The following is a 25882-nucleotide window of genomic DNA, read 5'->3' as shown; positions in this document are numbered from 1 at the left end:
AATATATGAAAATATTCGAGAAGAGATCATGAGTGATCAAGCTCTTCTGGATGATTCATCACGCCTTGTCGTTTTTATGGAACGATATGTGAGTCTGATGAAGGATGAATCAGCTATTCTCGAATGGGAGAAAGATGTTTGGGCGAAAGGGTTAAGATTGATGTTGTTGGTAATGTCATTGATGTTATTTTCAATGACAATAGTAGTCTATTTAGAATATGATGATGGTGGCCTAATATTTGGAACTTTATCTTTTTTTGTAATGTTACTCATTGGGTTGTTATCGTGTTATCCAGACAGGCATCAGTACAAAATCACAGAAACAGGCATCTATTTTCGGGGATATCGAAGAGGGAAGCGTTTTCGACAAAGTGCATTTAAGTTTATGATGATTGTCTGTATTCCGCTTGTGTTATTTGCTCTAATTTTTGGTGGGCCAATGATTTTTGCGGGTGCTGGTGCCGGCATGCTCGGTATCTTTGCGCTTCCTGCCATGATGAAAGAAAGAAAACCAAAAGAAATGGCAATACCCTGGGAGGCAATATTTATTTTCTGTAATTATACTGAAAAAAGTCTGATGAAAGAGGACAAAGTGATTATTCCTCAATATCAAATTAAGCTGAGATGCAATGGTGAACTGGCTAATCGAGTTGAAGACATTATCAGAGAAAAGATGCGACCAGATTGTATTTATACAGAAGATTATTTTTCAGAAATAGACTCTGATGATTTCAAATTTGCTAAGGAAAAGTTAATGGATGAATTACCTTTTGTTTGGGCGGCTCATCCTGAAAATGTCAATGATTTTATTTGAAGTGATTCGTGGATCATAGAAAAGTGAATGTTTTCGATAGATAAAGACCATGAATATGAATACTAAAAACCATCAACAGTACCAAAAAATTCGTGACTCGATTATCGATGATATAAAATTTACAACAGATGCTGAACGTTTAGCTGAATTTATGAATTCATACTGTAATATCATCAAGAAAGAGAAACCATTAATCGCTTGGGAGAAAAACCGGTGGGAAAAAGGGTTACGAGGCGGTTGTCTATTTTTCTTTCTCGTTGCTATTTCGATTTCTTCTGCGATTGAATTCTTGGGAGATGAGTATTTAAAAGGAACCGGGCTAGTCATCGGTGCGGTTATGTTATCTATACTTTTTATTTCAATGTTATTATCTTTTTATCCCGAGAGATATCAACACCGAATCACAACATCTGGTATTTATGTACGCTCTTACCGTAGAGGTAAATCAATTCGTCAGGGGACGCTCAGATTTTTTCTTCTGCTCGCAATTCCGACCGTGATCGGACTATTCTTGATCATGGGTCCAATGGTTTTTGCAGGTGCGGGTGCAGGCGCTTTGGGTGTATTCTCAATGGCGAGGGTATTCAGAGAAAAAGATCCTGAGGAAATGGCTTTGCCATGGGAAGCGATATTCTTCATTAGAGTGATTAACGAGGAAGGTTTTTTTTCGAAAGAAAAAGGGTTTAGAATACAGTTCAGGTTTGATCTGGTCTGTGATGATTCAAATTTTGATGAAGTGAAAGAACTCTTAGATTCTCATAGGTTAGAACAAATGATTTATGTTCAAGATACACTTTCAGAGATGCGAACTGAAAAGTTTGAGAAACTATTGGAACATGGAAAAAGAGAGATTCCATTTTTAGTGAAGTGAATTTTTCATGTTATTTAACTTAGCGCACTCCTTTGGAGTGCGTTAAATTGATCAGTTGTCTGAAAGCTGTAAATATATGGACGACATATTTGTTCAAATCATCTCTGCAGGAATTTCCAATCGATACGTGACTTCGCCTCAATTCACAGATAATCGTTCCTCAACTGAAATCTCTTCATGGCTTCATATTTGATTTAACTTTGCCGCACCGGTTCAAATTCACTGAATTTACTCAACACGCCGTATTGAAAATGAACCGAAACGGAAAAACTCACTCAATTTGCATTGAAATGGTCACGTGATTTTTCTGTCTGGAGATTCAACCTATCTGGAAACGAAGTCACAGATATGCATCAGATCCATTTTAAAAAATATGCTGCGAATGGATAGCATTATACAATTTACGAAAAATCTGAATGATCTCTGCTCAACCCAAAAAACATGGCGTGCTACAGTGGACTTCAATAAAAACGATTCGAGGATTGATGCACTGAGTGGAAATAAAGGATTTACATTGCGGATAAGAAAAAAGAGTCTGTTTCGGAAATCTTTTATTTCTCGTTTACTGAAGTATGAAAATAACATGAAATATTCTCTCGCTTACCAGAAGATGATCAATCTTGCACGTAAATTAACTTCTCCAAAACTCTTCAATGTTGGATATAAAATTAATGAACTCGAAAACTTCCAATAAGGTAACATATGAAAATATTCGAGAAGAGGTCATGCGTGATCAAGCTCTTCCGGATGATTCATCACGCCTTGTCGTTTTTATGGAACGATATGTGAGTCTGATGAAGGATGAATCAGCTATTCTCGAATGGGAGAAAGATGTTTGGGTGAAAGGGCTTAGACTGATATTGCTGATTATGTTTGTCTTTCTTTTTTCAATAACAGTATTTGTTTACCTAGATAATAATAATGGGGGTATCATCATTGGGTCAATATTTTTATCTTCAATGTTACTCATTGGGTTATTGTCGTGTTATCCAGACAGACATCAATACAAAATCACAGAAACTGGGATCTATTTTCGGGGATATCGAAGGGGGAGGCGTTTTCGACAAAGTGCATTTAAGTTTATGATGATTGTCTGTATTCCGCTTGTGTTATTTTCTCTGATTTGGGGCGGGCCCATGATATTTGCGGGTGCTGGTGCCGGCATGCTCGGTATCTTCGCGCTTCCTGCCATGATGAAAGAAAGAAAACCAAAAGAAATGGCAATACCCTGGGAGGCAATTTTTATTTTCTGTAATTATACTGAAAAAAGTCTGACGAAAGAGGACAAAGTGATTATTCCTCAATATCAAATTAAGCTGAGATGCAATGGTGAACTGGCTAATCGAGTTGAAGACATTATCAGAGAAAAGATGCGACCAGATTGTATTTATACTGAAGATTATTTTTCAGAAATAGAATCTGATGATTTCAAATTTGCTAAAGAAAAGTTAATGGATGAATTACCTTTTGTTTGGGCGGCTCATCCTAAAAATGTCAATGATTTTATTTGAAGTGATTCGTGGATCATGGAAAAGTGAATGTTTGCGATAGATAAAGACCATGAACATGAATAATAAAAACCATCAACAGTACCAAAAAATTCGTGACTCGATTATCGATGATATAAATTTTACAACAGATGCTGAACGTTTAGCTGAATTTATGAATTCATACTGTAATATCATCAAAAAAGAGAAAACATTAATCGTGTGGGAGAAAAATCGGTGGGATAAGGGTTTACGAGGATTTTTTATACTTTTTTTCCTTTTCTCAATGTCGATTTCTTCTGCGATCTATTTTTTGGGGAATGAATACCAAAGAGATGCGGGGTTGACAATGGCTATAGGATTGACATCTATTCAGGCATTTTTAATGTTGTTAGGCTGTTACCCTGAAAAATATCAACACCGAATCACAACATCTGGTATTTATGTGCGTTCTTACCGTAGAGGTAAAGCAATTCGTCAGGGAACACTCAGAGTTTTTCTTCTGCTCGCAATTCCGACCGTGATCGGGCTATTCTTGATCATGGGTCCGATGGTTTTTGCAGGTGCGGGTGCAGGCGCTTTGGGTGTTTTCTCAATGGCGAGTTTATTCAGGGAAAAAGAGCCTGTAGAAAAAGCGTTGCCTTGGGAGTCAATCTTTGTCGTAAAAGTAATTGATGATAAGAGCTTTTTCTCATCGGAAAAAGGGTTTGATATACATTTTAGATTTGATCTAATTTGTGATAATTCAAACTTCGATGATGTAAAGAAAGTATTAGATAATTGCATGTCAGATAAAATGATTTATATCAATGATTACTTGCTTGATACGCGTACAGATGAGTATAAACAGCTGATTAGTTATGTAAGATCGGAAATACCATTTTTAGTGAAGTGATTTTTTCATATTATTTAACTTAGCGCACTCATTTAGAGTGCGTTAAATTGAACAGTTGTCTGAAATCTTTAAATATATGGACGTCATATTTCTTCAAATCATCTCTGCAGGAATTTCCAATCGATACGTGACTTCGCCTCAATTCACAGATAATCGTTCCTCAATTGAAAGCTCTTCACGGATTCATACCTGATTTAATTATGCCACACCTGGTTCAAATTCACTGAATTTACTCAACACGCTGTATTGAATTGAGCCAAAATAGAAAACTCACTCAATTTTCATTGAGATGGTCACGTGACTTTTCTGTCTGGAATTTCAACCTATCTGGAAACGAAGTCACAGATATGCATCAGATCCATTTTAAAAAATATGATGCGAATAGATCCCATTTTACAATTCACTGTAAGCGTATCATTTCAAAAGAAACCCGGGGGTCGATGGAAAATTTCATAGGCTTAAAGGTTCATGCTTACAATGGAATGAGACACGAATTTATGCATGTATTGAAAATCAGAGAAATTCTTACTGATCAGGCAGGCGTCTGATTCAGAATATATGGATTAAAGAAGAAAAAAATATTCTAAAACCACTAAAATTAAAGAAAATACCATGATAAAAATCATATCAGCAATAGCCATCATCCTAACGACAATGTCCCTTTGGATTGGTGTACTTGAAGATCCTGAGTTTTTCACTTACGCGCCGTTTATCAAAGCCAGGCCTTGTCCTAAAATTATTTTTCACTCGCCAATCGGTATGCAAGATCTTAACGATGGCAACCTCACTGAAGAGGAAAGATATGAAGAATTCATGTTCAAACAATACTTTGGGGTCAATGGTATTCAAGAAAATGGCTTTGGGTTATCACTGTGTCAGCTGTCTCCTCCAGTGAATGAGTGACCTTCGATACCACAAAATCCCCGACTGCTCGGGGATTCTGTGTTTTTGATTGCCAAGGCCTGTCACATTCAACTTATCGCGTCTGGGTGAACACCGTGACGGCCGTCCCTTCCACCAGAACCTGACCGCTTAACCCGGTTTGGTTGCGCGCACCGGTGGCATCTGCCGCCAGTGTCCAGGTGCCTGAAGGCAAGCTGATCGTCTGGTTGTTTCCACTGTTGTAGACCACAAACAGGTCATGGGTGTCTTTCGGATCTGTGATATACCCCGTGACGACCTGGCCGCCAAATGCATCTGGCCTTGAAACAGACAGGTAATTCGCAATGTCCTGATTCGATGTCATCCGCAACCCGGCATGATGACGGCGCAGTGCAATCAAATCTTTAAAGTAATTGAAGGTTGCTGCGTGTTCCGCACGGCGGTGCCAGCGGATTTTGTTGAAGCTGTCCGGGGCATTGTAGGTGTTGTGCGTGCCACCGTGCGCGCCATAATTCCAGGCTTCGGGGACATTCATTTGCTCGTTGTCGGTTTTTGTCCTCAGAAATTCATCCCCGGCATGGATAAAAGGAATGCCCTGGCTTGTCAGCACCATGCCCATCCCGAAGTTCAGCACACGTTTCGCCTCATCCAGATTCGCAGGCGGCGTCAGTGCCAGCACCTGATGTGAGCTGTTCTGAACCACATTACCTGAAAGGCTCAGAAAAACCTTATCCCACAAACCAAAGTTATCGTGTGCCGAGATGTAGTTAATACTCTGCTCTGGATCCGCGGCAAAATTCCGGAACCAGGTCCCGTTGCGGCTGTCCTCTGGATCATACGCCGATCCACGCAGGCCATCGTAAACAGACCAGCCCGCATCTGCGCTGCCCAGATTGTTGAACATGTAACCCGTCCGGGTATCGTCATTTGATCCTTTCAATGCTTCGCGGTAAGCGCCGTTGAAGACACCAACATGTTCCTCAACCAACTGATGTGTGGTGCCATAGCGCACGCGTTGCGCTTCCTTCGGATCGCTGGCATATCCGTTCCAGGGTTCACCGTATAAAAGCAAATTGCGATCAGGAAATTGCAGATTCAGCGCCCGTCCCCACTGTACAACTTCCTGTTGAGAGAAAATTCCTATCAGATCAAAGCGAAAACCGTCAACACCATATTCGTCGACCCAGTACGCCAGCGAATCCTGAATCATCCGGCTGACCATGGGCTGGTCGGCATCAATTGAATTTCCGGTGCCGGACAGATCGGTCGGGGTGTAATAACGACCGCTGATCGATTCAAACATCTCTTTGGCGTACGTGTGGTTATACACCACGTCCATGATGACCCGAATCCCCGCTTTATGGAATTCATTGACCATGGTCTTAAACTCTCGGGCACGCGCCTCATAATCAGTTGGTGACTGAGAATAGCGCTCTTCCGGAACATTATAATTTCGCGGATCATAGCCCCAGTTGTAGCAGGGATCGCTGTCGGGCAGTCCGTCGCAGGTTGCAAAATCATACACAGGCAACAGCTGAACGTGAGTAACCCCCAGATCAACAAGATGATCAAGACCGGTTTTCAGCCCGTTGTAACGAGTGCCCGTTTCCACCAGCCCCATAAACTTACCGCGCTTACCCGAACTCACACCAGCACTGTCATCCAGCGTAAAATCACGGACATGCACCTCATAAATCACGGCATCTTCCCGGTTCACCAGCGCCGGACGCGCGGCCCAGCCACCAATCGGTTCAGTACGGGACATATCCATGACAATATTCACCGCTCTGTCGTCACCGGTGCCGGGTTCAGCCATTTTCCCGTAAGGATCCCGGACCGGGATACCATTGATTCTGAAAGTGTACTCGGCCAGATGTAAATCGCCCGGCACAACCGCCTGATAAACATCGGTGTACCCATTGAAGTCGCTGACTTTCGTCAACGGGTATACCGTACCGTTCACGGTCACCGTGACATCACGGGTTTCCGGTGACCAGATCGAAAACGTGGTTTGTTCCGGCTGATAACTCGCGCCAAGCATCATGGGTTCATCGCAATCCGACGTACAGGGATTGACCGGTGTCATCGAATACGCCAGCGTCTGATCATTGACTGTGACAAGATATTCACCTTGGATTGGGGTAAAAATGTCTTCCCCCGATGCATCCAGCACACCATCACGCTGATCATCGCCATAGTTTTGCGACCAGTCCCCGGTGAGATCAAACTTAAATCGCTGATTGGTCTGTCCGTCAAAATCCATCAGCAGCGACCACGTATGATGGTCAACCAGAGTCATGGCTGTTGGATCCCAGGCATTTGGCGTGCCCCGAAAATAAAGCTGCGGGAAGGTCTGTGCGTAAGACGGGCTTTCACAGTCGGCAACCGGCGTGGTCTGAATCGTCTGGCTGTCGGTGTAAAAGTCGATGCGATAACTTTGATTGCCAGCCACCGTAAAATCGGCCACCGGATAACTTTCTGCCCAGTCGCCATAGTGGTCAATTTTAAAACGCGGTCCGCCTGTGGCGTCTCCCTGCTGGAATTGCTGGCACGTCTGAACATGGTTTGTATCGATTGGTGTCATCGACGAAGCGTGCCACTGATTCGGCGTGCCTCTGAAGTGCCAGTCGGCAAGCACCGGCGCACTGAGCAGCGACGTGCCGACGGCGAGTATCGGTAAGGTTTTCATTTCAATTTCCTTTTGACCGTCCTTTACAGGCAATATTTATTCCCGAAGGATCACGTTATTGTTGTTCATTTCTCATACACCTGATGAAGCCTCAGCTTGCATTCAGGTGAAATGTAAATAGCACAAAAAATAACGAGGAAAATTCTGCTGACGGTAAAATGGAAATGAATTGTGAGGCAATTAACTCATTGTATGGCAAGAATAAATTGAAGTGTGATCCTGTTATCTCAGCCCCTGACTACGCCCCTTGATCTTCGCCCTGTACGCTGTTTCGACGCATTTGATCCGCCACTTTCAGGGCACACAAACCGAAAAAGAATCTGGCAACTGAATCACATCAACGACGTGCTCACTCAACTTCGGCGAACCTGATTAAAGATCTCACAGGACATTTGATAGTTGTATTGCCTTGCGATTTTCTGGGAGAAAAACAATTGCGGCAACTCATAAGCAACGAGCAGGATCAGAAGATAGATGGCACTGGAATGCCCCAGGAAAAATCCAGTGACACTGACAATAAGAATCGTCAACTCAATGAGGAAAAGCGCATACTTACCAAGGTAACAATGATGAAATCCGCCCAGAAAAAACCAGTTCAAAGCGGCATAAGTATCCGGATCTTTCAATTTTTGAGACTGAATTTGATAAAACGCTTTTTTTTGTTCATCTGGTAAGGCGTTGACTTGCTGCCTGAACAGTTCTTCTTTTTTCTCTAGTTCTTCTAAGGGTTCGAATAACCGCATCAAGGCACCTCGTCGTCTATTTTTTCTACTAAGTCCGGTTGATTACATCGTCTGATTCTCGATAATCCCAGCCGCCAGCCTTTTACCGCACCATACTTCTGAATACATTGTTTCGTATATTCGGAGCACGTCGGCTCGAAATTGCACTCGATGTTGAAAAGTTTTTTTGATCCACCACTCGCCTGGTAGCGATGGATCAGATGAAGCGAAATAAACTTCAGCAAGGTTAGCGGCCAAGCGTAATAATCACGGCTTCACGTTTCCAAAACAGCATGAAGCGTTTCTGCTCGACAACCTGAAACACAACCTGCCATCCATCTTGTGCATATTTGTTCAATTCTGCTTCCATTTTCTGTACAGGCAAACCGCTCGCTCCTAAAAGGATTGTGCCGCAACCCCCTTCGACAATATGAGCAACTTTATATTCGGTAAATCTTGTCATTTTTTAACCAACTCATTCAATAAAAACAGCATGCTATAACATCCATAATTTCGCATCAAGGCTAAGAATGGATCGTATGCCACATAAAATAGGTTGTTCTCTGTCTGTGTAATTGCAACAAACAAATCACCCCCACGTAATCATTTAAAAGCCATCACCAATATCCGAAACGCAGATCACATGACTCATAATGACCTCAGAACGAACATGAATCGTCATAGCCTGGTCACTTGTCAGGTACGGGATGTTTTCATCATTCAATCATATTCTACAACGAGCATGACTTTCTTTGACTCAGGTTGATAAAACACCATAAACGTACCTGACAGCTCTAAATAAGGCGTATCACTGAAGTAACCCAAGAAAATGAATTCTTGCTCCGTTTCCTCATCAAAATAGGTGATCTCCCGAGAACTCATGGACTCAAATTCAGGATCATCTCGATCACTCGTTACATCATGATAATGATCTAATTCCGGATTATCGCCCATTTCATCATATAAAATAGCGTCCCAGTTTTGACCTAATGGCGGCTGACCTCCGATGACAAACAGGGGTGCCTTTCTTCCATACGCCTCCAAATATTGATGCTGAGTGAAAAATTCCCGTGATTGCTGGTAGCGATCAATATAATCTTCGCCCTCATCTAATTTTGAATCATTTGCAAATTCATCATCTAATCGCCATCCATCAGATTCGCTCACAAAAGAATAGGTGATTGCACCGTAGTCCCCATCCGGGATTCCTTGCAAATTAGGCACAGCAATGAATATTTTTTCATTTGAATGACGATCAAATTGCTGATACGACAAAACGCCAATTGGTATGAATTGTTCGCGATCAAATACAGCCATCTCATTAGAAGGGAATGCAATGTAACCGTCTTCATCCTGAAATATTTCTCTTTCCGCCACTTTGACTGGCGTGTCTTTAATAATAAATGCCATCCAACGCTATACCTTTATTTTGATTATCAATACATCAATCACGGGAGTGAACATCAGCATTTTCAAACGATAATTCATTCCGTGTCATTCACCCACTGAATACAGCGAAACTTGAAATAACCCTGTATTTCAACTCTTTCCTGAATGATCATTAATGCGTCTGAATCGTTCTGCATATTAAATGCTGAACCAATCACAGAATAACTCAGCCCCAAAATACCGATGCCCAGAATACTTCTGGCCAGAACTTAACGATGAACGGCAGGCACATGAACCACTTGATCAACGCTTGTTGCGAGGCATCGGTCAAAGTCGGTATTTGGAGCAAAACATCACGATGTCTCGTTTGATACTTTTGGCGCCTTCAGTGATTTGCTGTAAAAACCCGAATTATCAAAACAGCAAACCCGACGCTTCCCTTCCGCCAACATATTGCATGCATCCGAAACCCTTTTCGCACGGGTTTTGGCTTGTTTTGCAGACTCAACCCAATGCACCCAATCCAGCCTTGCGATGGTGGTTGTCTGCTGCCAGGTTTCAAGCGCGGTCGATTGTCGATGTATCGCTTCTGATAAGTCATCAGGCACTTTCGGTTCCGGCTCCTCGTCCACCGGGATCAACTGAACGCTGTACTCTTCATCCAAGGTTAGATGACCAGACGCCAGGTCTGTGTGACTTAATTTCGCCCAGTGGCTTAAATTGCCATCCGGCTCTAACGTGACCCGAAAATCATAGCCTTCAATCATCAAATCAACCGTTGTTCTGCCCCGTCGCGGAAGCTGCTCACTCACTGCTTTTGGAATCAGGATAAACCCCTCAAAATCAGGTGCAGGTTTGAACGGCTTAAGCAGCTTGGCCATAAACTCTGATCGTTCAATGGTGGACATAACAGTGACCTTTATTTCAATAACGATAGGATCAGGTGAAAATGAGTCTGTCATACATTAACTCAGCGGAAACGACACAAGTTTAGTTCCTGATTCCATACTTTCAAATCACGTATTTCACCTGAATTTCCATGAGTACGCCTGTGTATGATTGCCGGAACGTCCCTATGCTTTAATCAACGGTACAGAAACGCTCAGTACCCCTGTCAAAGAGTCAGATGCATTCTTTTTTGAACTTTAATACCAATCAAAGTAAGTCAATGATCAGAAGTAGCGCCGGAAAAATGTTTGAGAACAAGGCGGATTTTTTAGATAAGTAGTTATTCTACAATCAAAAAATCTAACGCAGTTATCGAACATTTTAGCAAGCTAGGATGACCAGTTATTTACTGCGATTGGTATAACCCACAGAGAAAGATCGCCATTGAATTAAATAACTGGGATAGCATCACGAGAATGAAAGGATTTTATATCGTCATGCCAATGACCTGCCCTTCACCTTGCAGAACAACCAACATTATTTCCAATATGATGAGGAATACAGGATGTCTATCATTAACGATGGGACAACAATTTCTGGTGTAGATGAGCGAGTCTTAGGGATAGCAGTTTTTATGGTAAAAAATACGAAATGAAACCATAAAAACTGCGAAGTTCAACTAACTTCACTGTACGAACCCGTTAACGATTGATCATTTCTAAAAAATGATCCATATCTCTTGCTTTCAGCACATTCACTTCACCGTCGATTCCTTCAGGCCCAGGATCGCCACTCGCTCCCCTTGGCCCAGATCTTCCTGCGCCTCTTTTCCATAGACCGCACCTCTTTCCAGCGCCTCCTCGCCCACCATCACCGCCATCACCACCATCACCTCCCGGCCCTCCTTGAGTGATAATTTCTAAATATTGCAAAGGAAGTGAACTTGCATCAATACCAAGAATTACATTGCCACCTCGTCCCCCTGCACCTCCCTGAGCCCCTTTCCCTCCAGGACCGCCATTCGTTGCTCCAGAACCTGTACAAGTTGCATTTCCGCCATTCCTCCCTCTCGAACCTTTCGCACCCGTTTCTCCTTTTTCACCAGTCGTATCTACAGTCAACCCTTTGATTTCAGTTTTTCCTAAATAAATAACAAGATTCACACCATCGTCACCGGCCCCATTGCCTCGCCCTTCAAAACGTGTATTCTCTTCTACCCTTGACTCTTCGCAAAAAAGACTAAACTCCTGAAGCTGCCCATCGATCAATATTCTCGATCCTGCCTTCATGATCAGGCTTCTCACGAAGACAACAGTTGCACCGGCTTGCGGCGACCAATCTCCCTGAATGATGAGTTCATCTGTTCTGATTTCTGACATGACTATCCTCTCATATTGTTGGTTCATTGAATGTGCTTGCGAATGACTTGAGTTCCTCAACAGACTTCACCGTACTGAGGAATTCCACTGACGAAACAACCGAAAGTCTCCATGTCCTCATCTGATAAAAGCATGGATTGAGCCAAACACAGATTCAGTATCCACCGTGAGAATATTCAAAACAACTTATTGACACTCAAAACAATATCTCGATCAAAAGCCCTCTGCATTCACCAAATAAAGCTAAACAGGGTATTAACCGATCCAACTGTGGCATCGAAAAGCGAAGCAATGATTGATAAGTCATGCCGATTCAACAAGAAAAAACTGGAGTATTCGATTTGGAAGAGAATAACAACTCAATTCATCAGGCTTTGCCACACAGAATCTTTCGGATTCCAGACGGGCCGGAAAAGACCTTATGGCACTCAGAGGTCATTGAATCTTATGTGATATGCTGCCTGCCATCATCGAAACAGAAGTCTGTCGTGCTGCTTATGGTTGGGCAATAGCTGAGGCAGTTAGGACATCGTTTTAAACGTCATTCTCAGACAAAATTTGACGACAATGACGAACGGTTAGCACGCGTACCTCATGACTGATGCTGTAAATAATGCGGTAATGACCAAAAATAATTTCGCGATAGTTTGTCTGGGGTATTTCAGGAACAAAACGCCCCATTTCCGGCATTCTTCCCAGTAACTCAGTTTTGTCGAAAACTTCGTTGACCCAATTTTCCGCCGCGGATGGATTATCCAAAGCAATGAACTCAGCTACGTCACCAAGCTTCTGAAGCGCTAAAGGAGACCAAACGACTTTCATTTCTTAATGCGATCGAGCACTTGAGCACGCGCTCCTTCATTCGAAACACCGAGACCAGAAGCTAATTGAGCTTCCGCTGCACGCATTTCTTCAAGGATTTCGATTTTTTCTTGCATTGCTTCGTACTCTGCAACATCAAGAACAACAGCGACACCCTTGCCTCGTTGCGTAATGACCAATGGACGACGAGTCTCATTAACTTGTTTGATGAACGAAGTGACCCCTGCTCGAAACTCAGATAACGGCTGAATATCTTGATCGAAATGAATACGACTCATATTGAACACCATGTTGTACAGAATAATGTACAAAATAATAGTTCAACTGACCGTCAAGCACAAGGTGTTGTTGCTGTGTTTCGCCGCAACATCAGCCAATCCTTCATCGCCTTTCGTGACACTTTCATCCCCGTTTGCGGCAATTGGGGCATCCGATAAAACGTATCCGGAAATTTGAAGCGCTCGAGGCGATTTGCCAGCCAAGGTGTCAGATTCAAGGCCGTTAATTCTTCAGACGTGTCGATGAGCGCCACCGGACGGGCACCGTAAACCTCACAAGCCACGGGGATCACCATACTCTGGCGGATTGCCGGATGACGGTTCAAAACGCCTTCGATTTCCTCGCAGTGAATGTTCTCCCCGCCGGAGATAAACTGATTATCGGCACGCCCCAGTATCCGGAGTTCTCCGTCAATCCACTGTCCCAAGTCCCGGGTATCAAACCACCCCTGTGCATCCACCAGCGGGGTGATTTTCCCCTGATGAAAGTAGCCGCTCGCAAGGGTGTCCCCCCCAATCAAAATCCGGTTGTTTATGAGCTGAACCTGCCGATTGGGCAATACACGCCCGGCAGTGGCGATGCCGTCAATTTGCTTCGCCGTTACTGTCGATGCGGCTTCTGTCATGCCATAACCCAACCAGGTCTGAATTCCTTGCTGGGCCGCCTGCTGGCATAACGCCACGGGCACATCGCTGCCCCCCAGCAGGACCTGGCTGAGCGACAGCGGCGGCTGCCGTTCAAGCAGACGCTTGAGCTGGGTGACGACCAGTGAAGCGTGAGTCACGTCCTGAATATCCTGAGCCAGCGCACCACGCCCCACTTTCAGGCAGGCCCCGACACTGAGCCAGCGATACACAATGGCCAGTCCGGACACATGATACAGCGGCAAACTGAGCAGCCAGCAATCCGAAGGCTGGAACGAAAACACCGCCAGCAAACCACGGGCCGACGCCAGATGCTGAGCCTGCGTATGCGCGACTGCTTTGGGCACACCTTCGGATCCGGAGGTGAAAAGAATCGAAGCCAGCCGCTCCGACCGACAGGCTGTTTCTGGGACTGCCTCTTTGCGTGGCGCTGAACTGAACGCTGCATCCAGATCCAACAACGTAATGTCAGCACGCATCGGCAGTCCGTCTGCTTTATTCGCAGAATCGCTCGGATCGTCTGGCTGAACAGGGCCGAACCAAACCCAGTGCGGCTGACCCGGCCGGTACAATACCGCCAGCTTTTCAGAGAGCCGGATGGCAGGCTGCGGCATCACAAATGCCGTCGTGACGCCCAGTTGCAGGCAGGCCAGATGCAGAAAAACCAGTGCCGGTGAATTTTTCCCGATCACCGTCACCACATCGCCGGACGCAACCCCCTGTGCTGACAGATGGGCGGCAAGCGCATCAACCTTCTTTGCCAACGTGCGCCAGTTGTATGATTCATCCGCAGTGCGCAGCGCAAGATGTTCCGGCCGGACTGCCGCCCAGTGTCGCCAGAGAGAGTCAGACGTCATCATTCCCAGATTCCCACTAATGTTTGCGCCGAAAGTTGCTGAACAGGCAGCGGACTGCCCGGCCACGGACATTCAAGCTGCGACTGAAAGCAGTGCAGCGTATCCAGCCCCGGTACAGCGTCCGGCAACAGCCAGTGCGAGAGGCGAGCGATCTGCGTCAGGCCAATGCTGGATTCAAGGCTTGAACTGAGCACGGCCTGCATTCCTGATTGGCGAGCCGCCTGAATCAGCAACAGACAACGCTGTACCGAACCGATCAGCGTGGGTTTCACGACAATTGCAGCCGCTTTACCCAGCTGTTCAAACTGAAAATCCGGCTGGCTGACCGCGGCCTGCAACGTTTCATCCCAGGCCAGCGGCAAGTGACTTTCTGCTGCAAAATTCAGACTGTCTTGCGGTTGCTGACAAGGCTCTTCAATAAAAGCAATGCGTGAATACACATCCGGTCTCAGATGCGCAGAAAACACGCGCGCCTGCGACAGCGTCCAGGCGCGGTTGGCATCCAGACGCAGCACCAGCGCCGGATGTGCCGTCAGCAGTCGATTGATCTGCTCTGATTCCTGAGCCGGGTCCCCGCGTCCGACTTTGACTTTCGCGATCCGGTGCGTTGATGGCAGCGTCACCGCAGCGTCACAGCGCAATAACGGTGCCGGGGTAAATGCACCGGCGGCAGGCAAGCGCCGCGTAAGTTCCATCTCAGCCATCGACAATCCGAACGCCACCGACGGAAACAATGTCGCTGTCTCCATCATTCGCTCCGAGCCATGAACCCAGTCCGACAACGCAAGCGCAGCCTGAGCGCCCGCCTGAGCCAGAGATTCCGCACTCCATCCAGACAACGGCGCGATTTCTCCGAGGCCACTGCCCGCCCCCTCGTGCAGCTCGGCAATGTAACCCCGCCGCTCAGTCACACGCCTGCCCCGGAGCACCACACCGCTGTCCATGGATAATCGATATGCGTAGAGTCTGGCCGATCGCTGTGTCATACGTTCATCCAGCCGGACTACGGATTGCGTTTGAACTTGTTGAAATCAGGGCGGCGCTTCTCGTTGAACGCATTCCGTCCTTCCTGCCCTTCTTCGGTCATGTAGAACATCATGGTGGCATTGCCCGCCAGTTCCTGCAGACCAGCCTGACCGTCGCAGTCAGCGTTCAGTGCGGCTTTCAGGCAGCGCAGCGCCATCGGACTGTGCTGGAGCACTTCCCGGCACCACCGCACGGTTTCCCTTTCGAGCTCTGCCAGTGGGACAACGGTGTTCACCAGCCCCATGTCCAGGGCTTCCTGAGCATCATAGAAGCGGCACAAAAACCAGATTTCACGGGCCTTTTTCTGACCCACGATGCGAGCCATGTAAGATGCCCCCCAGCCACCGTCGAATGAGCCGACTTTCGGGCCGGTCTGACCGAATTTCGCATTCTCAGCCGCAATGGTGAGATCGCACATCATGTGCAGCACATGCCCGCCCCCGACAGCCCAACCTGCCACCGCCGCGATCACGGGTTTGGGGCAGGTACGGATCTGGCGCTGAAAGTCGAGCACATTGAGATGGTGCATGCCGGATTCGTCCTGATAACCGCCGTAATCCCCCCGGATTTTCTGATCACCGCCTGAACAAAATGCCGCTTCACCCAGTCCGGTCAGAATGATCACGCCCACGTCGGCGTCGTATCTCGCATCGGCGAGCGCCTGCATCATTTCCCGAACCGTCTGAGGCCGGAAGGCGTTATGCACCTGTGGCCGGGCAATGGTGATCCGGGCAATCCCGTCGGATGATTTGTGGTATTCAATATCCGAAAATTGCTGGCCACCGTGAAGCCACTCAATCGGCGCATAAAGTTCGTCTTCGGTTCGTCCCACAGTGATGGTCATAAGCGCTCCGCTGTCATTGAATCTGATATATTCTGAAGCCCGGCGAGCTGCGCGACTGTACGAGCAAACGCTGCTGGCCGGGCCTGATGTGTGTTGTGCCCTGCACCGGCAATCTGGGTGACGGGAAAAGCCGTCTCAAAGGCCAGCCGGGAAAATTTTCTATCCCGCGCCCCGCAGATGTAATGCACGGGAACGGGCTGAATGTGTAAGGCTTGCCGCAACGGTTCCTGACGCGCCAGCGAGGTCGCGAGCAGCATCCGGGCCACAGCTGCACCGTCGTTCTGTCGCCGGATATCAGCCATGTGCTGTCTTTGGGTAGGATCGAGTGAGGCAAAAACCGGCTGCTGATACCAGTCCTGTAACACATCGCTCAAAGGCTCCCGGCGAAAGCGCCGTGCCCAGCGCGCATCATGACGCCAGCGCTGTTGTTTCTCCGACGCTGATGCCAGCCCGACATGTCCGCCTTCAATCACCAGTTGCTGAATCGGTAAGGGTCCAAACAGACCCGCCGCCAGACCATGCATGGCAATCCGTCCGCCGAGCGAATAGCCCACCAGCACCAGTGGTTGCCCGGGGGGCAAGCGCGCGGAGAGCGTGTCAGCCACTTGCGTCGCGGCCTGATCCAAGGAATCGCAGTCCACCGCAACACTCTGCCCGTGGCCGGGCAAATCCAGTGCAATACAGCGAAAATCCGAAAGGGAACGGACACAGGTTCGCCAGTCCTCTCCGCTCCCCAGCAGGCCATGCAGAAAAACCAGCACCGGCCGGGTTGTCCCCTCATGCACTGACAGGGTTCGGCTAAACAGCATACAACCGCTCCTTCAGCGCGCGAAGATGGGCCGCCGCCTCGCCTGCAGGCGTCTTCACCTCAAGCAGTAATGCGCCTTGTCCGGTTTGGAAGTGCTCGCTGACTTTGGATTGATAATCCGGCAAAGTAACCGGGTTGTGATACGCCACACCGAACTGGCTTGCAGCATGTGCAAAGGCAAGGCCATGCGGCATCTGATACAGGTGCTGACGCGCTGCGTCCGGCACTGGCAGCAGATCAAAGATCGCCCCGCCGTCATTATTCGTGACCACAATCACCACAGGTGCCGTGCATTGGCGCATGAGGGCCAGCGAATTCAGATCATGCAGCAATGCCGTATCTCCCAGCATCAGCAGCAATGGCTGTCCGGTCGCCCGCTGAACGCCCGCAGCAGTGGCGACCAGCCCATCGATGCCGGAGGCACCGCGATTAGTGTAAACCGAACGCCCTTCCAGCCGGGTGAACCCATCCGCCAGCCGCACAATCAGGCTGTTTCCCAGAAACAACCCCGCTTGCTGGCCGCGCTGGCTTAAATCGATTGCCAGTGCGATTTCGCTCAGCGCCGACGTGTTTGTCAGATAGTCATCCATCAACATCTCTACCCGCTGACAGCCGCTTTTCAGCCCTTCGGCCCATTCCCGTCTGTGGGATGCAGGTTCAGGAAGCAGGCTCATGGCAGATTCTGCCCAGTTTGCAATGCCGGACACCCAGTGTCGCTGCGGCAGATGAGCCGGATTCTGACGACGGGATTCTGCCGTGACCAGCCAGTGCTCGCACCGGCCATGGCTGATGTGCTCTGCAAGCCACTGATTCAAGCGTTTGGACACCAGCCGTGCGCCAAACTGGAGGACAAACTCGCAGTCATTGAGCGATGCGGCCAGCGTGAGATCTTGCAGCCAGAGATCAAAATGGGCCCATTGACTGCTGATCCCGGATTGCGGATCACACAGCAAAGGGCAGCCGAGTTTTTCGGCCAGTACCGCCACAGCCTGCGCCTCCGTTGCCGTCAGATCCCCCGCGATGATCAGCACATTCTTTTCTGCGAGCTGAGGCAGATCCGGCGGTAATACCACAGTCCCATCAGGCATCCACGTCTGGCTGTATGGCGTGGTCCGTTGCCGCCACTGAGACAGCACCGGACGGGTCAAAGCAGACTCATCCGGCGATTCATCCAGATAAAGCGGTTCCGGAAACGGACAGTTGAAATGAATCGCACCGCCATCTCGCAACTGGGCTGCCATCAGCGTATCCACCGAGGTCAGAAGCCAATTCAGCGATACCGACGCAGACGGGCTGGGTAAATCCAGCGATGCCGTGACATGGCCGGAAAAAATACCGGATTGAACGATCGCCTGATTCGCGCCGCAGTCAATCAGTTCTGCAGGACGATCTGCGGTCAGCAGTACCAGCTTTTCACCCGTCAGCCCGGCTTCCACCACAGCCGGCAGCAGATTCGCCACTGCCGTGCCTGACGTCACCACCACTGCCACCGGCTGGCCACTGGCTTTTGCGATCCCCAGCGCCAGAAATCCGAGGCCACGTTCATCGAAATGAGGATGCAGTCGGATTTTCGGATTGGCATCGGCCTCCAGCGTCAGAGGTGTCGACCGGGAACCCGGTGCCACGCACAAGTGTGCCACGCCGTGTCGGGTCAGCTCTTCCAGCAAGGTTCTGGCCCAGATCCGGTTCAGTTGCGCCTGTTCGCTGACCATCAGGCCACCTCCAGCTCATTCAGAACCCGTGCCGGATCATCCAGCAGGGACATCAGGGTCGACAGTTTCTGATTCAGCTCCTGCCACTCACTGGCTGCATCCGAGCCCGGCACAATGCCCGCCCCGGCAAAAAACTTCAGGTGCTCACCCGTCACTTCGGCGCTGCGGATCGCAACACAGAACTCAGCTTTCTGGTGGCTGAAATATCCCAGAGAACCGGCATACCAGCCCCGGTCAAACGGCTCATGTTGCTGAAGAAAAGCCAGCGCAGACGAACGAGGCCATCCGGCAACCGCAGCCGTGGCGTGCAGGGCTTCAAGCACTGCCGCCCCATTCACTCCCGGTTTCAGCCGAGCCTGAATTGGCCGTTTCAGATGCTGAACCTGCCGTAACCGGATCAAACTGGCAGCTGTCTCAACAGTCAGGTGCGCTGCCAAAGGCGTCAGGCGCGCGAGAATGTCATCCACCACATACTGATTTTCCTGACGGTTCTTCCCATCAAAACTCAGCCATTGGGCCAGCTTCTGATCCTGCGCCGGATTCCGGCCCCGGCCGATTGTTCCGGCCAAAGCCTCGGTCTGCACCTGACAGCCTTCCTGTAAGTACAGGCGCTCCGGCGTCGCACCGATAAAGGCGTGCTGCGCATTCAGGGCAAACAGAAAATGAAAACTGCCGACATTCGCCTGGCCACTGGCTTTAAGTAACTGAGTTGCCAGAACAGGTTGGCTGACCCGGACGGTTGTCTGCCTGGCCAGCACTACTTTCCCAACCTGACCCGACGCCACGTCGGACAGTACTTCGGTGACTAATTGGTGCCAGTGCGACGGGTTCGGCGTATGGCGAACTGAACGCAGATGGGTGTCAATGGCGGGTAATCCGGGCGCTTCAGCCACCAGCCGAGAGAGCGCCTCCAGCGCCGCTGCTTTCCCGGCATTCAGATTGACCGACAAAGACCATTGCTGCCCTTGCCGGATCAGCTCAATCTCCGGCAAAAAGAAATAGGAAGACCGGGCAGCATCCCCGCTGTCGTCAAATGCCTTGCATCCCCAGACCCGCTGAGTTTCCGACAACTGGCTCTCTGCAGACACAAGATCGGTGAAAACCGCCTGCTGCCCGAGCACCACAACCTCTTCGAGCCCGTCTCGGGACTGCCAGTATAATTTGGGGAATAACGGCTGCGCCTCCAGCCAATCCGGTACAGATGCCTCGGGCAGACCGGCGAACGGCAGGGTCAGTCTGAGCGTCCCCTCGGGGGCATGCTGAATCTGTTCTGTCAGTGCAGAAATCACCTGATGAATTCGCAAGTTCTCTCCCTCTTCACGCACGGAAAGTTTTGCTTCAGCGCATGGGCTGAAGACAGATGAAACCAGTCTATGTGCATGGCAGGCAAAGGATCCTGCCCCAGATCAATCTTGCGTGCAGATACCGGGCGTTCGGATATAAAAAGAGCGGCCACTGAGGGGCCGCTCGGAGTATTTGATTGACTTTGAAGCCAAAGAATCGACTAAACAAAGGCCAGTCGTGCGGCAAAGGCCAGCAGGACAACCCCTAATGTTCGCTCAATGATGTGCATCTGATGATGGAACCAGTTTCTTGCCTTCGGCGCAGAGAAAACCAGACTGACCAGCATGAACCAAACGGCATTGACGGAACACATCCAGATCCCGTAGAAAGCCTGTACCGCCAGCGGTGTATCCACGCCGACAACATTTGTCATCACGGCCAGGAAAAACAGGGTCGCTTTCGGATTGGTCGCATTGGTTAAAAAGCCAATTCCAAAGGCACGTCGCAGAGATTGTTGTTCCGTCTCCGATGCGTTTTCTCCGTTCACCGCCATCTGGCCCTTCGCAGGTTTGCTGCGGCACAGTTGGACACCCAGATACACCAGATAACAGGCACCGAGAAGCTTCGCCACCAGCAGCAGGGTTTCAGAGGTATGCATTAAGGCGCTCACCCCTAACAGGGTATAAAGCACATGAACGGATAAGCCCGTGCCGATCCCCAGCGCCGTTATCACCCCATGCAGACGCCCAAATTTCAGACTTTGCCGAACGGTCACCACGAAGTCTGGGCCCGGGGCAACAACGGCCATGAAATGGATCAGGGCCAGAGATAAAAACTCCGGCCAGTATGCTTGAATCATCACTAACTCCAAAAGGTTAAAGGATGCTGCTGGCCCCGGTATCCGACAAAGCAGGACAGGCTCAGACGCTGTCCCTGAATGCCCGGTGTCACCGAATGCATTTTTCTTGAATTGAACAGCAACAAATCACCGGGTTCCGGTGCAATTTCAACGGCGGGTGCGCCGAGAATATCGGGCTCAATCCCATAACTGTCTTGTCTGAGTGCATCAAACTCTTCCGGCCCCAGCTCATTCTGCCAGACCTGTAAATGTCCGCCCTGTTCAGGCATGGTCAGATAAACATTACAGGCAAACTGTGCCGAGAGGCTATGTGCCCGGAAGCTGTCCGGCGCATCTTTTGCAAAAATATCATGATGGGCTAAAAAGCGGATATTCTCATCAACCACCCGCGATAACCCCACCGACATTTTCTTGCCGTATAAGGTTTCCAGTTGCGCGCCAGCCGGCCAGATCTCGTCCAGACTGCAGCGCAAGACATCCAGCGGTGAAGCATAAGGCTTACAGCGCTGGCGCAGCTCATGAATGTTGGACTGCGCCTGAGCAAAATACCGTTCAAGCAGGGTGGGGTCCCGTTCCGCTTCATAAAAAGCCATGCCGATCCGGCCAATACTCGGCGCATTGATATACGCATCATAACCGGCGGTCAGGATTCTGTCGCCCAGAGACAGTGCGTGTTCCCTGTCGATAAAATCCTTCACCCGGATCACCAGACAGTCCTGATTGGCTAACTTTGAAATGGCAGTTGCATCCATGCTTTCAAGATCAAGTAACACGATTCATTCCTTGGATTCGATGTCATATTTCACGACGAGTTTGTTCTTTTTCAGTTTCACCGCAGCAGAAACCTGTCCACTCACTTCAGCCAGCGAAGCCAGATGCGTGCCACCACAAGGCCAGGGCGCCAGCTCACCAAAACCAACCCAGCGTAACCCTTTGTCATCCACATGAACCTGCGCAGCCAACTGCGCCTGAATCAGCGTTGCCAGGGCATCTTCAATCTCATCGGCAGTGAGGTCACGATTGCTGGCTTCCGGCATAAATTCGATCCGGCATTCTCCCGGCCAGTGATGTGCTTTCACGGGTTTCCACCCGTGTCGCTGACCAATGTTGCCAATCACATGCCCGATACTATGCAGCATGGCATGCTGGTGCCTCACCGCCGGATCCACTTGTAAAGACACGGGACCTGCTGCAATCGGGGCGTCCAGCCAATGCAAAATCACCCCGTTCACGTCCTTCACTTGCAAGACACGGGCAGAAACACCGTTGTCACTTTGCAGAACACCGATATCACTGGGTTGTCCACCGCCTTGCGGATGAAACAAGGTGGCGTCGAGTTCAACAAAATGCCCTGATTCATCTGCTTCACAACGAAGGACTTGCGCACTTCCTGAGAGTTCAGATGTCTCCATATACAAGCGTTTGGTCATTGATAATTCCTTTATCACTTTCATTCAGCGAATGATGCTAATACAAAACTCAATGCATTTAAATGCATCACGAATTCAAAATTCTTTTGCGTTTCACGCATAAATGACGCAGCGCTTTTCTCAAGCCAGCTGAAATGAAAAACATCCGGGCTCAGATTCAGCCGCTGCCCCAAAGAAAAAAACCGGCGCCAAGACGCCGGTTCTGAAGAAGCCATTCAATCGCCAATCAGTTGATGGTGAACAGCGCCATGAAATCATGGACCGGCGTTGCTTCCAGTGCCGCCTGATCACTGCACAGATCGACAATTTGGTCACTGATGCCCTGCGGGAATCGGGTGAGCAGGTTCCGTCTGAATTTTCGCTCCAGAACCGGGATCCCTTCCTCACGGCGTCGGCGATGACCAATGGGATAGTCCACGGCCACTTTGTCGGTACTGGTGCCATCACTGAAGAAAATCTGAATCGCATTGGCGATGGAACGTTTATCCGACTCCAGATATTCCGCGCTGTAACGCGGGTCTTCCATGATTTCCATCTTGCTGCGAAGCTGGTCGATGCGTTTGTCACCGCGATGGAAGTCATCTTCATAGTGTTCGGCAACCAGATCACCATAAATCAGCGGCACCGCGATCATATATTGCAGGCAGTGATCCCGGTCTGCCGGGTTGGCGAGATCACCGGACTTAGAAATAATCCGAATGGCAGACTCATGGGTTGTCACTTCGATCCGTTCAATCTCGTCCAGACGATCTTTGACCTGCTCATGCAACGTGACCGCACATTCAACCGCAGTCTGGGCATGGAATTCTGCCGGGAAAGAAATTTTGAACAGGACATTTTCCATCACATAGCTGCCAAAATCCTGATTCAGCTTAAACGGCTGACCATTGAACAGTACATCGTAATAGCCCCATTTGGGCGCCGTGAGCACAGAAGGCAATCCCATTTCACCTTTCATGGTGATCATTGCCAGTCGCACTGCACGGGAGGTGGCATCGCCCGCAGCCCAGGATTTCCGGGAACCGGCATTCGGTGCATGGCGATAGGTGCGCAGCGCACAACCGTCCACCCAGGCCTGAGAAACGGCATCAATAATCTGATCGCGGTTTCCGCCCAGCATCTTAGTCACCACAGCCGTCGATGCCACACGCACCAGCAACACATGATCCAGACCTACGCGGTTATAGCTGTTTTCCAGCGCCAGAACGCCCTGAATTTCATGGGCTTTGATCATCGCCGTCAGCACATCCCGCATGGTCAGCGGTGCTTTGCCCTCAGCGACAGCAACACGGCTGAGGTAATCCGCTGTCGCCAGGATCCCACCCAGATTATCGGACGGATGGCCCCATTCCGCGGCCAGCCAGGTGTCGTTAAAATCCAGCCAGCGGATCAGACAGCCGATATTGAATGCAGCCGTGACTGGATCCAGCTCGTGAGAGGTCCCCGGCACGCGCGCCCCATGACGCACCGTGGTGCCCGGTACCGTCGGGCCAAGATGCTTGGTGCATTCCGGAAATCTCAAAGCAAGCAGGCCACAGCCCAGCGTGTCCATCAGACAATTGCGCGCGGTATTGTAGGCTTCAGAAGAGGCAATCTCGGTGTTTGCAACATAGTCGGCAATCTTCACCAGCAATGCATCAGGCTGCGGGCGTTCGTTCAGTTCAACGTTCAGGCTCATTCATCTTTCCTTTTACTTCAGAGTCGTGATTGTTTCCGCCCCTTCTTTTTGAAGGGGCGAGAATCTTTGGGATGAAAACAGGGAAGACCGATCAACGACGCTGTTCAATCGGCAACCAGTCCTGATGATCCGGCCCGATATAATCAGCGCTCGGACGGATGATGCGGTTATTGTCGCGCTGCTCATACACATGTGCTGCCCAGCCCGTCACCCGGCTTATGACAAAAATCGGGGTAAATAGTTGGGTCGGAATGCCCATAAAATGGTAAGCCGAGGCATGAAAGAAATCCGCATTGGCAAACAAGCCTTTCTCACGCTTCATCACAGCTTCGACCCGCTCAGAAACAGCGTACAACCGGGTGTCCCCAACATCCTGAGACAATTTGCTGGACCAGGCTTTGATGAGCGCATTGCGGGGATCGGATTCCCGGTAAATCGCATGCCCGAATCCCATGATTTTGTCTTTGTTTGCCAGCATTTTCAGAATATTGGCTTCTGCTTCGTCTGGTGTTTTCCAGTGCTCAATCATCGCCATCGCAGCTTCATTCGCCCCGCCGTGCAGCGGCCCGCGGAGGCTGCCAATGGCGGCGGTGATGCAGGAATGCAGATCAGACAGAGTCGAGGCACAGACGCGCGCCGTAAAGGTCGATGCATTGAATTCATGTTCTGCGTACAGAATCAGCGAGCAGTGCATCACCTGTTTGTGAAGTTCAGAGGGGGCTTTGCCCGTCAGCATTTCCAGAAAATAACCGCCGGTACAGTCCTGAGTCTGGCTGGCTGTCTCAATCCGGATGCCGTCATGACTGTAGCGATACCAGTAACAGATGATCGCGGGCAACATGGCCAGCAGGGTATCGGTTTTATCGGCTTGCTGGCTGAAGTCAGTTTCCTGATCCAGATTCCCCAGCACAGAACAACCGGTTCGCATCACATCCATCGGATGCGCGCCGGCCGGGATCGTTTCCAGCACGGTTTTCAGTGCATCCGGTAATCCGCGTTTTGCTTTCAGAGTTGCTTTGTACTGATCCAGTTCAGACTGAGTGGGCAGTTTGCCTTTCAGCAGCAGATAAGCCACTTCTTCAAACTGTGCGTGATGTGCCAGATCGGTGATGTCGTATCCCCGGTAGGTCAGGCCCGTTCCCGTTTTACCCACGGTGCACAGTGCCGTGCTTCCCGCACTCTGACCACGCAGACCTGCGCCCCCCAGGGGTTGATTGCGTGAATGATCCTTGTCTGCCGCCTGTTGATTGTCCGCTTGCACTGAATGGGTCGCAGTCATTCCGGGCTCCTTTCTTCACGTTATGTCACGTTATTGAATTGAGGCGATCACTTCTTCCACCTGCTCATTTTCTGTTGCATGAAATCGTTTTTGTTTCTCCCCCTTGATAAGGGGAAGGGATATTTGTGCTCACCATAAACTCAGTATTGTCCCTCCCCCTTTTCAAGGGGGAGGTTAGGAGGGGGTTACCGGGCACAGTTTCTGAATCTGTGCACAACCCTACGAACCCCACCCTAGCCCTCCCCTTGCCAAGGGGAGGGGATATTAGTGCTCACCATAAACTCAGTATTGTCCCTCCCCCTTTTCAAGGGGGAGGTTAGGAGGGGGTTACCGGGCACAGTTTC

25 protein-coding genes are annotated in these 25882 nt (G+C 49.4%); 5 read left to right on the top strand and 20 right to left on the bottom strand.

What is annotated here, in order from left to right:
- The first annotated feature begins 28 nt into the window (after positions 1-28).
- The 5 genes from Q4579_RS13365 to Q4579_RS13345 all read left to right on the top strand — a co-directional run bounded on the left by Q4579_RS13365 (position 29) and on the right by Q4579_RS13345 (position 4970).
- A complete protein-coding gene (locus tag Q4579_RS13365; RefSeq protein WP_303564921.1) occupies positions 29-814 on the top strand; it encodes a hypothetical protein in 786 nt (261 codons plus the stop codon).
- A gap of 49 nt (positions 815-863) precedes the next feature.
- Positions 864-1685 carry a hypothetical protein gene (locus Q4579_RS13360; RefSeq protein ID WP_303564919.1) on the top strand — a complete coding sequence of 274 codons (822 nt, stop codon included), beginning with the start codon at positions 864-866 and terminating at the stop codon, positions 1683-1685.
- A 725-nt stretch (positions 1686-2410) separates the two neighbouring features.
- Complete coding sequence (locus Q4579_RS13355) at positions 2411-3196, top strand: hypothetical protein (RefSeq protein ID WP_303564918.1); 786 nt, start codon at positions 2411-2413, stop codon at positions 3194-3196.
- A gap of 55 nt (positions 3197-3251) precedes the next feature.
- The gene (locus tag Q4579_RS13350; RefSeq protein WP_303564916.1) at positions 3252-4067 is read left to right on the top strand and encodes a hypothetical protein; all 816 of its coding nucleotides are present in this window, start codon (positions 3252-3254) and stop codon (positions 4065-4067) included.
- Between the two features lie 612 nt (positions 4068-4679).
- Complete coding sequence (locus tag Q4579_RS13345; RefSeq protein WP_303564914.1) at positions 4680-4970, top strand: hypothetical protein; 291 nt, start codon at positions 4680-4682, stop codon at positions 4968-4970.
- Positions 4971-5043: 73 nt separating this feature from the next.
- Here the strand turns inward: Q4579_RS13345 and Q4579_RS13340 are convergent, their stop codons facing one another.
- From Q4579_RS13340 to prpC, 20 genes are all read right to left on the bottom strand, one after another.
- On the bottom strand, positions 5044-7638 hold the full coding sequence (locus Q4579_RS13340; protein ID WP_303564911.1) for an alpha-amylase family glycosyl hydrolase: 2595 nt from the start codon (positions 7636-7638) through the stop codon (positions 5044-5046).
- Positions 7639-7991: 353 nt separating this feature from the next.
- Positions 7992-8381, bottom strand: coding sequence for a hypothetical protein (locus Q4579_RS13335; RefSeq protein ID WP_303564909.1), 390 nt, complete (start codon positions 8379-8381; stop codon positions 7992-7994).
- Positions 8381-8605, bottom strand: a complete 225-nt coding sequence (gene yidD, locus Q4579_RS13330; protein ID WP_303564908.1) for a membrane protein insertion efficiency factor YidD — start codon at positions 8603-8605, stop codon at positions 8381-8383. The genes Q4579_RS13335 and yidD overlap by 1 nt, the downstream gene beginning before the upstream one ends.
- A 2-nt stretch (positions 8606-8607) precedes the next feature.
- Positions 8608-8823, bottom strand: a complete 216-nt coding sequence (locus Q4579_RS13325) for a DUF4177 domain-containing protein (protein ID WP_303564906.1) — start codon at positions 8821-8823, stop codon at positions 8608-8610.
- A 257-nt stretch (positions 8824-9080) separates the two neighbouring features.
- The gene (locus Q4579_RS13320) at positions 9081-9770 is read right to left on the bottom strand and encodes a hypothetical protein (protein WP_303564904.1); all 690 of its coding nucleotides are present in this window, start codon (positions 9768-9770) and stop codon (positions 9081-9083) included.
- 332 nt (positions 9771-10102) lie between these two features.
- Positions 10103-10711, bottom strand: a complete 609-nt coding sequence (locus Q4579_RS13315) for a YdeI/OmpD-associated family protein (RefSeq protein WP_303564902.1) — start codon at positions 10709-10711, stop codon at positions 10103-10105.
- 627 nt (positions 10712-11338) lie between these two features.
- Positions 11339-12016 (bottom strand): hypothetical protein, encoded by a 678-nt coding sequence (locus tag Q4579_RS13310; protein WP_303564900.1) that lies wholly within the window; start codon positions 12014-12016, stop codon positions 11339-11341.
- A 534-nt stretch (positions 12017-12550) separates the two neighbouring features.
- Complete coding sequence (locus Q4579_RS13305; RefSeq protein ID WP_303564898.1) at positions 12551-12838, bottom strand: type II toxin-antitoxin system RelE/ParE family toxin; 288 nt, start codon at positions 12836-12838, stop codon at positions 12551-12553.
- Positions 12835-13116 carry a type II toxin-antitoxin system Phd/YefM family antitoxin gene (locus Q4579_RS13300; RefSeq protein ID WP_303564897.1) on the bottom strand — a complete coding sequence of 94 codons (282 nt, stop codon included), beginning with the start codon at positions 13114-13116 and terminating at the stop codon, positions 12835-12837. The genes Q4579_RS13305 and Q4579_RS13300 overlap by 4 nt, the downstream gene beginning before the upstream one ends.
- A gap of 53 nt (positions 13117-13169) precedes the next feature.
- On the bottom strand, positions 13170-14621 hold the full coding sequence (gene menE / locus Q4579_RS13295; protein ID WP_303564896.1) for an o-succinylbenzoate--CoA ligase: 1452 nt from the start codon (positions 14619-14621) through the stop codon (positions 13170-13172).
- A complete protein-coding gene (menC, locus tag Q4579_RS13290; RefSeq protein ID WP_303564894.1) occupies positions 14618-15604 on the bottom strand; it encodes an o-succinylbenzoate synthase in 987 nt (328 codons plus the stop codon). The genes menE and menC overlap by 4 nt, the downstream gene beginning before the upstream one ends.
- Positions 15605-15621: 17 nt before the next feature.
- Entirely contained in the window at positions 15622-16488 is an 867-nt protein-coding gene (menB, locus tag Q4579_RS13285) for a 1,4-dihydroxy-2-naphthoyl-CoA synthase (RefSeq protein WP_303564892.1), read from the bottom strand.
- Positions 16485-17297: a 2-succinyl-6-hydroxy-2,4-cyclohexadiene-1-carboxylate synthase gene (gene menH / locus Q4579_RS13280; protein WP_303564891.1), complete on the bottom strand. Its 813-nt coding sequence runs from the start codon at positions 17295-17297 to the stop codon at positions 16485-16487. The genes menB and menH overlap by 4 nt, the downstream gene beginning before the upstream one ends.
- Positions 17287-19008, bottom strand: coding sequence for a 2-succinyl-5-enolpyruvyl-6-hydroxy-3-cyclohexene-1-carboxylic-acid synthase (gene menD, locus Q4579_RS13275; RefSeq protein ID WP_303564890.1), 1722 nt, complete (start codon positions 19006-19008; stop codon positions 17287-17289). The genes menH and menD overlap by 11 nt, the downstream gene beginning before the upstream one ends.
- On the bottom strand, positions 19008-20312 hold the full coding sequence (locus tag Q4579_RS13270; protein WP_303564889.1) for an isochorismate synthase MenF: 1305 nt from the start codon (positions 20310-20312) through the stop codon (positions 19008-19010). The genes menD and Q4579_RS13270 overlap by 1 nt, the downstream gene beginning before the upstream one ends.
- A 200-nt stretch (positions 20313-20512) precedes the next feature.
- Positions 20513-21151: a LysE family translocator gene (locus Q4579_RS13265; RefSeq protein ID WP_303564888.1), complete on the bottom strand. Its 639-nt coding sequence runs from the start codon at positions 21149-21151 to the stop codon at positions 20513-20515.
- Between the two features lie 2 nt (positions 21152-21153).
- Positions 21154-21924, bottom strand: a complete 771-nt coding sequence (locus tag Q4579_RS13260) for a 2OG-Fe(II) oxygenase (RefSeq protein WP_303564886.1) — start codon at positions 21922-21924, stop codon at positions 21154-21156.
- A gap of 3 nt (positions 21925-21927) precedes the next feature.
- Positions 21928-22581, bottom strand: a complete 654-nt coding sequence (locus Q4579_RS13255) for an alanyl-tRNA editing protein (RefSeq protein ID WP_303564885.1) — start codon at positions 22579-22581, stop codon at positions 21928-21930.
- Between the two features lie 226 nt (positions 22582-22807).
- Entirely contained in the window at positions 22808-24259 is a 1452-nt protein-coding gene (locus tag Q4579_RS13250; RefSeq protein WP_303564884.1) for a bifunctional 2-methylcitrate dehydratase/aconitate hydratase, read from the bottom strand.
- 91 nt (positions 24260-24350) lie between these two features.
- Complete coding sequence (prpC, locus tag Q4579_RS13245) at positions 24351-25538, bottom strand: 2-methylcitrate synthase (protein WP_303564883.1); 1188 nt, start codon at positions 25536-25538, stop codon at positions 24351-24353.
- Positions 25539-25882: the final 344 nt, after the last annotated feature.

The sequence above is a fragment of the Photobacterium sp. 1_MG-2023 genome (genome assembly GCF_030547945.1).
In the GTDB taxonomy this organism is placed as follows: domain Bacteria; phylum Pseudomonadota; class Gammaproteobacteria; order Enterobacterales; family Vibrionaceae; genus Photobacterium.
The sequence above is the reverse complement of the archived record's forward strand: the minus strand, read 5'-3'. Positions and strand labels throughout refer to the sequence as shown.

Coding starts and splice junctions, on each gene's coding strand:
- Q4579_RS13255 (WP_303564885.1), bottom strand. CDS start 22,581: ATGACCAAACGCTTGTATATGGAGACATCTGAACTCTCAGGAAGTGCG.
- menB (WP_303564892.1), bottom strand. CDS start 16,488: ATGACCATCACTGTGGGACGAACCGAAGACGAACTTTATGCGCCGATT.
- Q4579_RS13355 (WP_303564918.1), top strand. CDS start 2,411: ATGCGTGATCAAGCTCTTCCGGATGATTCATCACGCCTTGTCGTTTTT.
- menC (WP_303564894.1), bottom strand. CDS start 15,604: ATGACACAGCGATCGGCCAGACTCTACGCATATCGATTATCCATGGAC.
- Q4579_RS13305 (WP_303564898.1), bottom strand. CDS start 12,838: ATGAAAGTCGTTTGGTCTCCTTTAGCGCTTCAGAAGCTTGGTGACGTA.
- Q4579_RS13265 (WP_303564888.1), bottom strand. CDS start 21,151: ATGATTCAAGCATACTGGCCGGAGTTTTTATCTCTGGCCCTGATCCAT.
- Q4579_RS13360 (WP_303564919.1), top strand. CDS start 864: ATGAATATGAATACTAAAAACCATCAACAGTACCAAAAAATTCGTGAC.
- Q4579_RS13365 (WP_303564921.1), top strand. CDS start 29: ATGAGTGATCAAGCTCTTCTGGATGATTCATCACGCCTTGTCGTTTTT.
- Q4579_RS13325 (WP_303564906.1), bottom strand. CDS start 8,823: ATGACAAGATTTACCGAATATAAAGTTGCTCATATTGTCGAAGGGGGT.
- menD (WP_303564890.1), bottom strand. CDS start 19,008: ATGGTCAGCGAACAGGCGCAACTGAACCGGATCTGGGCCAGAACCTTG.
- menE (WP_303564896.1), bottom strand. CDS start 14,621: ATGATGACGTCTGACTCTCTCTGGCGACACTGGGCGGCAGTCCGGCCG.
- prpC (WP_303564883.1), bottom strand. CDS start 25,538: ATGACTGCGACCCATTCAGTGCAAGCGGACAATCAACAGGCGGCAGAC.
- menH (WP_303564891.1), bottom strand. CDS start 17,297: ATGCTGTTTAGCCGAACCCTGTCAGTGCATGAGGGGACAACCCGGCCG.
- Q4579_RS13300 (WP_303564897.1), bottom strand. CDS start 13,116: ATGAGTCGTATTCATTTCGATCAAGATATTCAGCCGTTATCTGAGTTT.
- Q4579_RS13350 (WP_303564916.1), top strand. CDS start 3,252: ATGAATAATAAAAACCATCAACAGTACCAAAAAATTCGTGACTCGATT.
- Q4579_RS13340 (WP_303564911.1), bottom strand. CDS start 7,638: ATGAAAACCTTACCGATACTCGCCGTCGGCACGTCGCTGCTCAGTGCG.
- Q4579_RS13335 (WP_303564909.1), bottom strand. CDS start 8,381: ATGCGGTTATTCGAACCCTTAGAAGAACTAGAGAAAAAAGAAGAACTG.
- Q4579_RS13250 (WP_303564884.1), bottom strand. CDS start 24,259: ATGAGCCTGAACGTTGAACTGAACGAACGCCCGCAGCCTGATGCATTG.
- Q4579_RS13310 (WP_303564900.1), bottom strand. CDS start 12,016: ATGTCAGAAATCAGAACAGATGAACTCATCATTCAGGGAGATTGGTCG.
- Q4579_RS13315 (WP_303564902.1), bottom strand. CDS start 10,711: ATGACAGACTCATTTTCACCTGATCCTATCGTTATTGAAATAAAGGTC.
- Q4579_RS13345 (WP_303564914.1), top strand. CDS start 4,680: ATGATAAAAATCATATCAGCAATAGCCATCATCCTAACGACAATGTCC.
- Q4579_RS13320 (WP_303564904.1), bottom strand. CDS start 9,770: ATGGCATTTATTATTAAAGACACGCCAGTCAAAGTGGCGGAAAGAGAA.